This is a genomic window from Chitinophaga sp. 22620 (assembly GCF_052044405.1).
Taxonomy (GTDB): domain Bacteria; phylum Bacteroidota; class Bacteroidia; order Chitinophagales; family Chitinophagaceae; genus Chitinophaga.
Genome location: NZ_JBQEMV010000001.1, coordinates 1,686,424 through 1,700,995 on the forward strand (window position 1 = coordinate 1,686,424; position 14,572 = coordinate 1,700,995).

Below are 14,572 nucleotides of genomic sequence, written 5' to 3' on the forward strand. Positions count from 1 at the left end.
GCCCGGAAAAAAAAGAAAACCGCCCCGTCTGACTCACGGAGCGGCTATTAAGGTCGGGCTAATAAACCAAATACAGGTTCTGTTTTATTTATCAACCAAAACCAACCAAATGTATGCAATTAATTGCGTTTTTGGTCCGGCATTTTTATGTCCCAGCCGGATCGTTGTTGAGACCGTTACGGCGTACGAAAATCGCTGCTGCTCTTCTCCTTGTTGTAAGCCTCTATGCCAGCGCAGCTTCTGCGCAAAAGATCACGCTTAACCTGAAACGCGCTTCCCTGAAGGAAATTTTCGGAAAGCTGGAATCGCAAACGGGCATGTCGTTTATGTGGGATGAACGGATCTTACGAAAATCCACGCCACAGGACGTGCAGGTGAGCAACGCCACCCTGCCGGAAGTAATGAACATTGTGCTGCGCAACCAGCCGCTTACTTACCGCATCGTCAACAAAATGGTGGTGATCAACGAAAAGATCGTGACCACCACACCCGGCGAAAATATCCTGCAGGAAATTTCCGGCGCTGTGCGCGATGAATCCGGCAAGGCCATTCCTCTTGCGACAGTGCGCATAAAAAGTACTACCCGCGGCGCTGTGTCTTCGCCGGACGGTGCATTCAGGCTGGAAGTGAGGGATTTTCCGGTGACCCTGCAGTTCACTTGCCAGGGCTACGTTCCGCGGGAAATAACCGTAACGGGAGCGGGCACGCTGAACGTGGTGCTGCAGAGATCGCTGTCGCAGATCAATGAAGTGGTGGTGACCACCGGTATTTTCAACCGCAAAAAGGAAAGCTTTACCGGCGCCGTAACCACCGTTACCGCCGAGCAGCTGGCCCAGTTCGGCAACCGCAACCTGATCACTTCCCTCCGCAACATCGATCCTTCCTTCAACATCGTGGAGAGCAACACCTTCGGCTCCAATCCCAACCGCCTGCCGGAAATACAGATCCGCGGCAACTCCAGCCTTCCCAATGTGAACGAGCTGCAGGATGAAACGCGGGTGGGTATGAACACCCCGCTGGTAGTGCTGGACGGCTTTGAATCTTCCCTTCAAAAGCTGCTGGACATCAACCAGAACGAAGTGGAATCCATTACCATGCTGAAAGACGCCTCGGCCACGGCCATTTACGGATCCCGCGGCGCCAACGGCGTGATCGTGATCAAAACCAGGGCGCCGCAGCCGGGGAAACTGCGCCTGTCTTACCGCGGCGATGTGAACATCGAAATGCCTGACCTCACCGCCTACGATGTGCTGAATGCCCGCGAAAAGCTGGAGCTGGAATATAAGGTGGGCCTGTACGACAATGCCCGCGCGGAAAACGACGTGGTGCTCAAACAGTACTACAACTACCTGATGAGCGAAGTGAACCGCGGCGTGGAAACAGACTGGCTTTCCAAGCCCGTGCGCACCGGCATCGGCCAGCGCCATAACCTGCGCCTGGAAGGCGGCGATATTGCCTTCCGTTATTCTATTTCCGCGCAGGTGAACGATATACAGGGCGTCATGAAAGGCTCCGCCCGCCGCACTTTCAACGGCACCATCAACCTTAGCTATTATTACCGCAACATCCGGTTCACCAACAGCCTGCTCATCGGGCTGGGCGAAAGCGCGGAATCTCCCTACGGCTCATTTTCCGATTATGTGAGGATGAACCCTTACTGGTCGCCTTACGACGAAAAAGGCCGCGTGAGGAAACAGCTGGGCTACCCCGGCTCCAATATTTACACCGGCCGCTGGAGCCCGCTTCCTACCAACCCTTTGTATGATGCTACGCTTAATACCTTCCAGGAATATAAAACCACAGACATCACCAACAATCTTTCCGTAGAATGGCGGCTCCATCCTGATCTTCTCTTCAGGGCAAGGCTGGGGCTTACGAAGATGAACTCCGATTCGGATTATTTCCGTCCCGCGGATCATACTGCGTTTGCTTCTACTGAGAACATCCTCCGCAGGGGTTCCTATCAATACGGCGTGAACAAAGGCTTCCGCTACGATGCAAGCGCCAACCTCAGCTATACCCGCCAGTTCGGTTCACACGCACTGTTCGCCGGGCTGGACTACAACATCCGCGAATCCCGGGCATCCGGCTACAGCTTCCTCGCCGAGGGCTTTACCAATCCTAACTTCGATTTCATTTCCATGGCCCTGCAATATGCGGAAGGCGGCAAACCGGGCGGCTCCGAAAGCCTTTCCCGGTCCGTAGGCGTTACCGGCAGCATGAACTATACCTACGACGAACGCTATTTCATGGACCTCTCCCTCCGCTCAGACGGCGCTTCACAGTTCGGCAGGCTCAACCGCTTTGCGCCTTTCTGGTCTGCCGGCCTCGGCTGGAACCTGCATAAAGAATCCATGTTCAAAGACCTGGCGTTCATCAACCGCCTGAAGCTGCGCGGCTCCGCGGGCGTTACCGGTTCGCAGAACTTCAATGCTTACCAGGCTTTGTCTACCTACCGCTATTTCACAGACGACCGCTACTACAACTGGACGGGCGCTTACCTGCTGGGCCTGGGCAACGAGTTCCTGAAATGGCAGCAGAAAATGAACTACAACATCGGGCTTGAAGCGGACCTTTTCGACCGCCGGCTGAGCTTCGTGGCAGATTATTATATCGAAACCACCAACGGCCTTATATCCTCTGTAGACCTTCCTGCATCCAGCGGCTTTTCCAGCTATATCGAAAACATCGGGAAACTGGAGAACCGCGGGATAGAGCTGAAAGCCACCGCGTTCCTTGTGCGTAATGCGCAGAAAGGGATTGCCTGGAGCGTTAGTGGCGCGCTGGTGCACAATGTGAACAAGATCGTGCAGATATCCGATGCGCTCAAAGCTGCGCAGAAAAGCATTGAGAACGCCGCAGGCGCGGTTCCCGGCTTCCTGTACAAAGAAGGATATTCTTCCAACACCATATGGGTGGTGCCTTCACTGGGCATAGACCCCAGCACGGGCAAAGAAATGTACCTGGACAGGAACGGGCAGCCCACCTATACCTGGAACTCGCTGGACCTGCGGGCCAGCGGCATCAGCGAACCGGCTTACTTCGGCAACTTCAGCACGATGCTGCGGTATAAGAATTTCTCCATGAACCTGTCTTTCGGTTACCGCTTCGGCGGCCAGCTCTACAACCAGACGCTGATCAACAAAGTGGAGAACGCGGACTACGCCTACAACGTGGATGCCCGCGTGTACGACAACCGCTGGCAGAAACCGGGAGACAACGCGGCTTTCAAGGGATTGCTGGTAACGGCCCGCACCAACCGCACCTCGCGTTTCGTGCAGGATGAAAAGACGCTTACCATGCAGAACGCCAACTTCCAGTACGACGTTAAAAGCGCATTCGCTAAAAAACTGAAGATGCAGGCGCTGTCGTTCTCGGCAAACATGGCCGACCTCTTTTACCTGTCTACCGTACGGCGCGAAAGGGGCACCAATTATCCCTTCTCCCGCCAGATGTCCCTGACCGTAAACGCTATGTTCTAACCAGCAAACCAGTAATCCAATGACATCGAGTAAATATATTATTGCGGGACTGCTGGGGGTGGTGTTATGCACTACCTCCTGTAAAAAGTGGCTGACCGTGCAGCCCAAGACGCAGATGCCCGCCGACGCGCTGTTTACCACCGAGAGCGGCTTCCAGGATGCGCTCACCGGGGTGTACATCCAGATGAAGGCGGCCTCCGCCTATGGCCAGCATATGACCTTCGGCACAATTGAAAGGCTTACCTCTTCCTGGGATGTGACCAGCAATACCACCGAGCAGCGCCTGGGCCTGTTCAACTATTCAGACGAAGGCGTGCAGTTCGCCCTGGCCAACATATACGGGCAGGAATACAAGATCATTTCCAGCATCAATGCCATCCTGGCGGAAGTGGACGCAAAAAAGGATGTGTTCCTTTCCCCCGGCTCGTACGAAATGATGAAAGGCGAATGCCTTGCGCTGCGTGCTTATTGCCACCTGGACCTGCTGCGGCTTTTCGGGCCGGTGCCGGGTAATATACCTGGCGGAACCGTGCTGCCGTATGTAAAAAAGATATCAAAGGATCCGAACCAGCACATAAGCTACGAACAATACCAGGCCGAGCTGCTGAACGATCTTACCGAAGCTGCCGCCCTGTTGAAGGACGTTGATCCGTTCACGAAATATTCCCAGGCCGATCTTTCCAATCCCGGCAGCAGCAGCTCTCCTTTCCGCCCAGACAACACTTATTCCGCATGGCGTTTCCTGCGGATGAACTATTACGCTGTGAAAGCATTACAGGCCCGCGCTTACCTCTGGTTCCAGGACAATGCTTCCGCTTACGCCTGCGCCAAAGAAGTGATAGACGCCAAGAACCCTGACGGCAACGCCAAGTTCCGCCTCGGTGTGCTGAGCGATATGTCCGGCGGCAACCTGAACCTTTCCATGGAGCATATGTTCGGGCTGTACGATTTCCAGCTGGCGGTGAAGTATGAAACGCATTTCCTTTCCGGCAACCTGAAGAAAGGCAGCGCCGTTACCACGGTGAACAACCAGCTGTACGGCAATACCGGTACAGACATCCGCGAAACCAACCTCTGGTCGCTCATCACCCTGGGCAGCGGTTCTAAGTGCCATATCATGAAGAAATACATGGCGGCCACGGAAAGCGCAGTGATAGCGCCTTTCCAGATACCGATGCTGCGCGTCAGCGAAATGTACCTCATTGCCGCGGAAACAGCCCCGGCAGGAGAGGGCCAGCAGTACTGGGATGCGTTCCGCACCGCGCGCAACATTTCCATTGTGCCGCTGCCTTCCGATCCGGTACAGCTGCAGCGCGACCTGGTAAAAGAATACCGCAAAGAATTTTTCGCGGAAGGGCAGGCGTTCTTTGCCTATAAACGCATCAACGCTCCCAAGGCCAGCTTCCTCTGGGCGCCTTCCGCAGCTACCATCAACTATGTGGTGCCGCTGCCTTTAAGTGAATTTGTTCAATAACAAAAACGTAAAGAATGAAGCAGATATTAACGATAGCTATGCTGACCGCTTTACTGGCTGCCTGTAAAAAAGATCAGTATTACCTCTACAACGATACGGCACGCTTGCAATTCGGGCCGGCGGCAGACCGTATCTATACGGTTTCCTTCGAAATGGCCGATACGGTGAAGCCTTATACCTTTTATTACGAACCGGCTGCCGTCACGGAAGACACCGTGTACTTCGATATCTACGCCATCGGCGGCGTAAGCGGCAAGGACAGGCCTTTCACCCTCGAACAGGTGGCCCTGGAGGGAGTGGAGAATGCAGTGCCGGGGGTACATTATAAACCTTTTTCGGACCCCGCGCTGAAAGACCTGTACGTGATAAAAGCAGGTAAGGTGCACGACTCCGTGCCCGTCATCCTGCTGCGCGACCCTTCGCTGAAGAACAAAAACGTGCAGCTGCAGATACAGGTGAAGGCCAACGAGCATTTTCAGCCGGGAGAGGTCAGGAAGCTGTGGAGAAGGGTGGACTTTACCGACATGCTCAGCCAGCCCGCCGCCTGGAACGCTTCTGCCGTGCAATATTACTGGGGCAAATACAGCCGCGTGAAACACTCTTTCATGATCGAACAGACGGGGGAGAAGTGGGACCAGGAGTTCCTTGTTTTTGTGAATACGGATTATGCGCTGCTCACCTTCTGGAGGCTGAAACTCCGCACCCTGCTCACAGATTACAACAACGCGCATCCCGGCGAACCGCTGACGGATGAAACAGGTGAAACCGTCGTATTCCCTTAATCTTCAAACAGCTTTTTCATGAAATTGATATATCAAAGCCTGGCCGCCTGCTGCATGCTGCTGATCAGCTCCTGCTACAAGGACCATGGCAATTATACCTACGACGCGCCCGAGGAGATCACCATCACCGGTATTGCAGGCTCCTATGATAAAGTTTCGCTGGTAGACAGGCTCACCATCGACCCGCAGGTTAGCTCCAGCGATCCCAAAGCCGAATTCACGTATTGGTGGGGCATCTACGAAACAAATGTGCAGGGCTCTGCGCCCAAAGTGGATACCATCGGGCGTACCAAAGCGCTGGATTACCTCGTAACGCAGCCGGCCAAAGGCTGGGTGCTGGTGTTCGGCGCAAAGAATATGCATACCGGGCTTAGCCGGATCGTAACCGCCGGCGTAAACGTGATCACCCAGTTTACCCGCGGCTGGTACGTGATGAAAGACGATGGCGGCCATACCGATGTGGACCTTTTCCTGACGCCTTCCGGCATTGCCCCGGCGTCGAAGGTGGAAAATGTGTTTTCGATGGTGAACAACCGGAAGCTGGACGGGGAAGCAAGACTGTTTGGCTTCTATACCAATTACAAATCCAACGTTACCGGCACGCTGGCCAACACCAGGTCGCTTTTCATCCTTTCCGACAAAGATGCCAGCGTGGTGAACATCAATACTTTCAAAGAAATACATGGCCTCAGCGGCCTGTTCTACGAAACGCCTTCCGTGAAAAAACCGGGCAGCATCAGCGAAGCGTCGCAGGCCAATTATTTTGTGAACAACGGGCACCTGCACAGCATCTATTCAATGTCTGCCAACGTGGGCCTGTTCGGCGGCAAGCAGCTGCGCGACGACAACAACAGCCCTTACAGCCTTTCAAAATACTTCCTGGCATATTCGTTCTGGAATCCCTTCTTCTTCGACGAGCTCAGCTCTTCCTTCGTTTCCGCCACCGGTACGGGTTCCGTGCTGTCTGCCGTTAGCGACGATAGCGGCACCGAAATGCCGGCCAACAGGAATAACAAAGAGCTGCTGTTCATGGGCGTCAAATCCACCAACCCGTATACAGGCGTGGCGCTGTTCCGCGATAAGACGGACCCTGCGTTGAAGATATTGTCCATCATCACACCATCCAATTTTACGCTGAAGATGGAGAACGATACGCTGGCCCCAACAGACAAGCTGGGCGCGGCGGAACGTTTCGGGCTGATCGTGGCGGATGAGAATATCCTGTATTTCTCAGCCGGCGGCGAAGTATGGTCCAGGAACCTGAGCAACGGCGCGGAACAATTGCAGTTTACCGTGCCGGCAGGTGAGAAGATCACGTTTATCCGGCACCGTAAGTATTCGGGCAGCACTACCGCCGAGCAGCCTTTTTATTACAATTATATGCTGATAGGCACTACTGCCAACGGTAATTACAAAGTGCGCGCATTTTCGAAAACATCCGGCAACCTGGCCGCCAGTCCCGTTTTCACGATGGAAGGGAAGGGCAGCGTGGGAGACGTGATCTACATTGCGCCGCCTATGAGCAATACCACTTATCCAAACAGTTACTAACCAAACATTATCAGAAAAACAATGAAAAAACTGCATCTGGGTTTAATGGCCCTTCTTTGCCTGCCCGCCCTTGTGGAAGCGCAGGTCACCATTTCCGGTGAATGGACGCGCCGGCACGACGGTAATGTTCGCCTTTACCGCGTGGAGCACGGAAGACTGGAAGAAGTAGCCGCCGCGAAGCCTGGCGCCGATTCCGCTTTCGGGTTTTATTACCGCCCTGAAAGGGAAGGGTTTTACGTGATCGGCAGCGGCCATGCGCAAACGCCCCAGGACAAATACGCCTTCTATTTCAAGCAGAACGACCAGCTGAACCTGAAGGTCACCGATACCTCGTATGTACTGACTGGCAAGAACTCGCCGGAAAACCTGGCAGTGGAGAAGTGGCATAATACGCTGCTGCCGCTGGAAAGGAAAGGCGTTTATTTCATGCAGACCAGGAGCACATATGCGGACTTCTTTCCCATGCTGGAAAAGATCTGGCAGCAGGTGCAGCAAACAAAATTTGCATCCACCGGCAACAAGCGGTTCGATGCCGAGTTTATGAAGTTCCGTGAAATGGACCTGCTCCACGTTACCGCCGAGCTGCTGAGCACACCCCGCTCCGCCCATCCTTCAGCGGCGGACTATACCCCTTATTTCAAAAGCATAGATGTGCCCTATTATACAACGGACACGCGGCTGCTGCGTTATCCTTATGGCATACGAATGATGCGCACCCTGCAGATGATGCCTGCCCGCCTGGGTAAGGGCGATGTGACCGATTACAGCATCGAAGCGCGGATGAAGGGCATTGTGAACGATACGCTGAAAGGAGAGATCGTGCTGCAGCAGGCTGCGGGGCTGAAGACTTTCCTGGGGTATGCGGACCTGGACCAGCAATACGGCAAATACCTGCTCACCCGCGACCAGACCATCCGTGCCAACGGTATCAAAACGGAACTGGCGAAGAAAGCCACCGCCGCGGGCGGCCCGGCGGTCAACTTCACCTATCCCGACGTGAACGGCAAACAGGTGTCGCTGAGCGATTTCAAAGGGAAAGTGGTGCTGGTGGACGTTTGGGCTACCTGGTGCGGGCCCTGCAAAGGGGAGATACCTCACCTCAAAAAGCTGGAGAAAGAAATGCACGGGCAGGATGTATTGTTCCTGAGCGTGTCTGTGGATGAGCAGAAGGATCACCAGAAATGGAAAGATTTTATTGCCAGCGAAGAACTGGGCGGCGTGCAGCTGTTTGCCAGCGGCTGGAGCGATATTGCAAAGTTCTACAACATCAAGGGCATTCCGCGGTTCATGGTGTTCGACAAAAAAGGGAACATCGTTTCCACGGACGCACCTCGCCCGTCTAACAAAGAATTGAAGCTGCTGCTGGAGAGCGAGGCAAAAAAATAAATTTTCCTGACCAACCCTTAAGGGGAGAGGCTGCCTGCGGGTGGCCTTTTCTTTTTTAGTTAATAATCAATAGATTAATTTCATTTAACGCATTAATGGAAGAAGCGTATATATTTGTAGTACATAATAGCAAAGTCAATCGGGCAAGATGAAGGATGAGTTAATCAACGATCTGAGTAAAAACCTGGGAAGGGTAAAGTCCAATACGATGGCTGACGACGTGGAAGTGAAGCTGCGGCAGTATTTGAAGAAGATGTCGCTGAAACCGGGCGACCCGCTTCCCAAAGAGACAGATCTCGCTGAAGCATTGGGTGTTAGCCGCAATGTGGTAAGGGAGGCGCTGAGCCGCCTGCGTATGCTGGGGATGATCGAGACCCGCAAGCGGAAAGGCGCTGTGCTGGCCAGTCCTGATATTCTACAGGCCTTCGAGCGGGTGCTGGACCCGCTGATCATAGACGATACCACGCTCAGGGATATTTTCGAGCTGCGGCTTGTGCTGGAAATGGGGCTGGCAGACCTTCTGTATGCCCGGATGACTTCCGAAGACATTGACGAGCTGGAGAAGATCGCCAACAGCGAGATCAATAAAGACAAGTCTTTCCTGGTAAAAAACGAGATTGCTTTTCACGGCAAGCTTTATGAAATGACGGGGAACGGTACGCTCAAGCGGTTCCAGATCATGCTGCTTCCCATTTTCGCATATGTGATCACCCTGGTGAACAAACCTTACAGCGGGAAAGTGGATCACCGTGGTCTGGTGGACATTCTTAGGAATGGCACAAAGGAGGATTTCAAAAAGGGCATGTACGAGCACCTGAAGCCTCACTTCGACCGGTTGAAGTAGTGTGATGCGCCGTGGTTCTGGGATACTTGCACTTCTGGTCGGTGGGTTGGTGTATACACCGGCTTTTTCTGGTTCAGGTTATCCTCCGCTGATATTGTACATGGAACAAATGCGCCGGTGTATACACTGGCGGTTGATCCTCCCCTCATATTGCGCTTCCGCCTAAGTTGCTGTATACACCGGTTCTTTCTGGTTCAGGTTATCCTCCGCTGATATTGTACATGGAACAAATGCGCCGGTGTATACACCGGCGGTTGATCCTCCGCTAATATTGCGCTTCCGCCCAAGTTGCTGTATACACCGGCTTTTTCTGGTTCAGGTTATCCTCCGCTGATATTGTACATGGAACAAATGCGCCGGTGTATACACCGGCGGTTGATCCTCCGCTAATATTGTACATGGAACAAATGCGCCGGTGTATACACCACCGGTTGACCTCCGCTAATATTGTACATGGAACAAATGCGCCGGTGTATACACCACCGGTTGACCTACACTAATATTGTACATGGAACTAATGCACCGGTGTATACACCGCCGGCTGATCCTCCACTAATATTGCGCTTCCGCCCACGTTGGTGTATACACCGGCGAAGGTTTGTCTTGGTCAAAATTATCCCCGTTAAATAATGTACTTAGAACCAATGCGCCGGTGTATACACCGCCAACTGCTAATCCAGGAGACAGATATCACCGGTATATACACCGTCTTCATTTACTAAGAATACCTCATACTCTTCCCGCGCATATGAAAAGCCCTCTCACGGATTTTTTCCGCAGAAATTAGGAAAACTTAAAAATTCTCTTTTATTTTGTCTATATGTAGTACATATAGGACAATATAATTTCCGGGTACCAAAACTCAATCTCCACAGTTATGAGCATAAGCACGTATTTACTGCTTACAGGCTTCCTTTTGCCATCACTTTTTGACAGAGCGCCTCTGCCCGTCCTTGACCTGTCGGCTGATACCAGCCGCCACGTTATCGTAGCGCAGGGTACAAAAGATATCTATAACGGGCAGCCAACTACCGCACTGATGCCTGACGGGAAAACCATTTACTGCGTGTGGACCTACGGCCATGGCGGCAAATGCGGCCCCCTCAAAAAAAGCAGCGACGGCGGCCGCACCTGGGCCGCAGAGCCCGTGCCTTCCAACTGGATCACCGCTGCAAACTGTCCCGCTATTTACCTGCTGCCCAACCCCGAAGGCAAACAAAACCTCATCATATTCGCCGGCAGCGGGGCAGACCGCAACATGCAACAAGCCATTTTCGACGGTAAAAACTGGAGCACCATGAAAGGCAACGGGCTCGGGCCCGTCGGCATGCCGTTCTGCACCATCGTTCCCATCAACGGCGGCAAAAGATTGCTGGGCATGACCAACCGCAGAAGGCCCGGTGAAATGGTGGAAAAAAAATCATGCATCCTCGTACAAAGCATTTCCAACGACGGCGGCCTTACCTGGGAACCATTACGCACCATCCTGGACACGGCCGGCCTGAAACCCTGCGAACCGGAGATCATCCGCTCACCTTCCGGCAAACAACTCCTCTGCCTCATCCGCGAAAATGAAAAGAAAGTATCGCTGTACATGCTCAGCAACGACGAAGGCGCCACCTGGACTACCCCGGAACCCCTTCCGGAGCCGCTTTGGGGCGACCGGCACAAAGCGAAATACAGCGCGGACGGAAGGCTGGTAGTCGTTTTCAGGGATACGGGCGGGAACAGCTCCACCAAAAATGCCTACGTGGCCTGGGTAGGCACATACGATGATATCATCAGCAAAAAGCCCGGCCAGTACCGCATCAAATTATTGCACAGCTATAAAACCTGGGACTGCGGCTACAGCGGCATCGAGCTGCTGCCGGACCAGACGTTCGTAGCGACGACCTATATCAAATACCAGCCCGGAGAAAATAAAAATTCGGTGGTCAGTACACGCTTCAGCCTCCAGGAAACAGACATGATGATGGCCGCCAGATCACAACAGTAAAAAATTCACGACATGAAAAAGAGAATCTTCTCCACGTTATTCACGCTATGCATACTGCCCGCACTTTTCCTCCGCGCGCAGGAAAAAAAACTGGTGGTAACGGGCGCCGTCACTGCACAAAACGGTGAAAAGCTCGCAGGGGCAAGCCTCCTGGAAAAAGGAACCACCAACGCCACCAAATCGGACACGGCGGGAAACTTTAAGATCGGGGTTTCCAACGCCAACGGCACGCTGATCGTTTCATACGTTGGTTACAAAACAACAGAAATAAAGATCGGCGGGCAATCCAAGATCGACATTATGATGGAGCTTTCATCTGCTTCCGTGCAGGAAGTAGTGGTGGTGGGCTATGGCACACAACAGCGTAAAGACATTACCGGTTCCATCGCTTCCATTTCCTCCGCCGCTATTAAGAACCAGCCGGCCGTGAGTGTGGACCAGCTGATACAGGGACGCGCCGCGGGCGTGGATGTATCGCAGGCTTCCGGCGCGCCCGGCGGCCGGCTGAACATCAGGATCAGGGGCGCCAGCTCGCTGAATGCCGGCAACGAACCGCTTTTCGTAATAGACGATGTGCCGGTGTACAACAACAGCAAAGACCCTTCAGGCACTTCCTACGGAACATTTACGCCCACCAACGCGCTCGCTTCGCTCAACCCGAACGACATCGAGTCCATCCAGGTGCTGAAAGACGCTTCCGCCACGGCCATCTACGGTTCCAGGGGATCGAACGGCGTGATTATCATCACCACGAAACGCGGATCGGGCAACAAAATGACGGTGGACTATAACGGCTATTACGGTGTACAGACCATTGCGAATAAACTGGAACTGATGAACGGCCGGCAGCATGCGGAATACCTGAACGACTGGGCAGTTTCGCGCAACCTGCCCGCGCCTTTTGCAGATCCCGCCGCCATTGGCAAAGGTACCGACTGGCAGGATGAGCTCTTCCGGTCCGCCGCCATCCAGAACCACCAGGTGTCATTGTCCAGCGCAAAAGGCAACCTGAAATATTTCGTTTCAGGCAACTATTTCAACCAGGACGGTATCGTGGTCAATTCAAACCTGAAACGCTATTCCTTCAGGGTGAACGCGGATGCCAGGCTTAGTGAAAAAGTAAAGTTCTCCCAGTCGCTTTCTTTCGCCCGGACCATCAACCGGTCTGTGCCCACCAGCGGCGCGGGGGGCGGCAACGTACGGTCCGTCGGCGAAAAAATATACGCTACTTCGCCCACCATTCCCGTATTCGACGAAAACGGGGAATATGTGGATTACTGGTACAACGCGGCAAAAGCTGAAAGCCCGTTAGCGTCATTGCTGACCATTAAGAACAAACTGCAGGGCGACAATTTCCTCGGCAATGTTGCGCTGGAATACAAGCCCATCGAAAACCTGACGTTCAAATCGCTCGTTGGCGTGAACCTGATCAACAGGAACAACCAGGAATATTATCCCAGGGCCACCACCTATATTGGCGGGCTGCTGGGCGGCCTGGGCATGATCGGTGAAAGGAAGGTCACCAATATCCTCAACGAAAACACCGTCAGGTATACGAAGATCTTCCGCGAAAAACACAACGTGGAATTGCTGGGCGGCTTTTCCTGGCAAAAGGAGCAGGACTTCAGCACAACCACCGAGCCCTCAGGCTTTGCGGATGACAGGCTGGGTATTAACTCGATTGGCAGCGCCACCGGTTCCACCATCATCAATTCTTCGCTGAACGAATGGGCCATGGCGTCTTTCCTGGGAAGAGCGAATTACCAGTATGATGATAAATACCTGCTTACCGTATCATTCAGGGCAGACGGTTCTTCCAAGTTCGGCGCTTCGAACAAATGGGGGTATTTCCCTTCAGTAGCTGTGGGGTACCGCTTGTCTGAAGAGCCGTTTATGAAAGAGCTGAAATTCCTTTCAGACCTGAAGATCAGGGGCAGCTACGGTCTTACCGGCAACCAGGAGATCGGCAGTTATCAGTCCATCGCCACGCTTTCCACTTCCAACTTCTATATTTTCGACAACAAGTTATTTCCCGCCGCGCGGCACAACAGGCTGGCCAATGGCGAGCTGAAATGGGAAAAAACAGCGCAGTGGGATATCGGCCTCGACCTTGCCTTTTTCGACAGCCGTTTAAGAATGACCGCGGATTATTATAAAAAAGATACCCGCGACCTGCTGTTCACTGTAGACCTGCCGGCCTATTCCGGCTACAGCAGCGCATTGTATAATACAGGCGGATTGCAGAACAAAGGGTTCGAGGTGAACCTCGGCGGCGACATCTTCACCGGCGATTTTACCTGGACTGCCGATCTGAACTTCGCGCGGAACAAAGCGGAGGTCACTTCCCTGGGCCGCGCCACATCCACTACTTTATTTGTAGGGTATCCTCCCGGCAACTTCCTGGGTTATGTTTATGAAGGCGTGTTCCACAACCAGGCAGAGATCGACGCACAGACGGCACAGGTGAATGTTAAGCCGGGCGATGCAAAATACCGGGACGTGAACCAGGATGGCCTCCTGAATGCGGACGACAGGATCGTGATGGGCAATTCCCTTCCGGAATTCATTTATGGGTTCAACAGCTCATTCGGATATAAGAATTTTTCGTTGACAGTATTCCTCCAGGGCGCCGCCGGGGCGGACAGGGTGGAGAATACCGGCCTCACGGACCCCTCGGATGCGGGGAACAAATCGGTGAACCTCCTGAACCGCTGGTCTTCCCGGAACCCGAACAGCAATATACCACGGGCGGGTTTCAGCAATGTGCTCACTTCTACGTACCAGTTAATGAATGCTTCGTACCTGAAGGTCCGCAACGTACAGCTCAGCTATACTATCCCTTCTTCGCTGCTGCCGAAGCTGGCGGGGTCAAGCGTATATGTGTCCGGCCAGAACCTTTTGACGCAGACGGATTACATCGGGTATGATCCTGATGGCGGCGGGGATTATCCCACGGCCACCACGCTCATGTTCGGTATTAACCTGAAGTTATAAACAAAAAAGAATCCGGTCATGAAACCGAGCATAATAAATCCTTCTTACACAGGAGAAATGTTA

The 14,572-nt window shown here is 53.4% G+C and carries 8 protein-coding genes; all 8 read left to right on the top strand.

What is annotated here, in order from left to right; translation table 11 throughout:
• Nucleotides 1–167 precede the first annotated feature (167 nt).
• The 8 genes from ACTJIK_RS06975 (at nucleotide 168) to ACTJIK_RS07010 (ending at nucleotide 14,509) form a co-directional block, all read left to right on the top strand.
• Nucleotides 168–3,482 carry a SusC/RagA family TonB-linked outer membrane protein gene (locus ACTJIK_RS06975; protein WP_440645639.1) on the top strand — a complete coding sequence of 1,105 codons (3,315 nt, stop codon included), beginning with the start codon at nucleotides 168–170 and terminating at the stop codon, nucleotides 3,480–3,482.
• Nucleotides 3,483–3,501: 19 nt separating this feature from the next.
• Nucleotides 3,502–4,956 carry a RagB/SusD family nutrient uptake outer membrane protein gene (locus ACTJIK_RS06980; protein WP_440645640.1) on the top strand — a complete coding sequence of 485 codons (1,455 nt, stop codon included), beginning with the start codon at nucleotides 3,502–3,504 and terminating at the stop codon, nucleotides 4,954–4,956.
• A 14-nt stretch (nucleotides 4,957–4,970) separates the two neighbouring features.
• Nucleotides 4,971–5,738, top strand: a complete 768-nt coding sequence (locus ACTJIK_RS06985) for a DUF4843 domain-containing protein (protein WP_440645641.1) — start codon at nucleotides 4,971–4,973, stop codon at nucleotides 5,736–5,738.
• 18 nt (nucleotides 5,739–5,756) lie between these two features.
• Complete coding sequence (locus ACTJIK_RS06990; RefSeq protein WP_440645642.1) at nucleotides 5,757–7,289, top strand: PKD-like family lipoprotein; 1,533 nt, start codon at nucleotides 5,757–5,759, stop codon at nucleotides 7,287–7,289.
• Between the two features lie 21 nt (nucleotides 7,290–7,310).
• On the top strand, nucleotides 7,311–8,675 hold the full coding sequence (locus ACTJIK_RS06995; protein ID WP_440645643.1) for a TlpA family protein disulfide reductase: 1,365 nt from the start codon (nucleotides 7,311–7,313) through the stop codon (nucleotides 8,673–8,675).
• A 148-nt stretch (nucleotides 8,676–8,823) separates the two neighbouring features.
• Nucleotides 8,824–9,519, top strand: coding sequence for a FadR/GntR family transcriptional regulator (locus ACTJIK_RS07000; protein WP_440645644.1), 696 nt, complete (start codon nucleotides 8,824–8,826; stop codon nucleotides 9,517–9,519).
• A gap of 877 nt (nucleotides 9,520–10,396) precedes the next feature.
• The gene (locus ACTJIK_RS07005) at nucleotides 10,397–11,515 is read left to right on the top strand and encodes a sialidase family protein (protein WP_440645645.1); all 1,119 of its coding nucleotides are present in this window, start codon (nucleotides 10,397–10,399) and stop codon (nucleotides 11,513–11,515) included.
• Between the two features lie 12 nt (nucleotides 11,516–11,527).
• Nucleotides 11,528–14,509, top strand: a complete 2,982-nt coding sequence (locus tag ACTJIK_RS07010; RefSeq protein WP_440645646.1) for a SusC/RagA family TonB-linked outer membrane protein — start codon at nucleotides 11,528–11,530, stop codon at nucleotides 14,507–14,509.
• The last annotated feature ends 63 nt before the right edge of the window (nucleotides 14,510–14,572 follow it).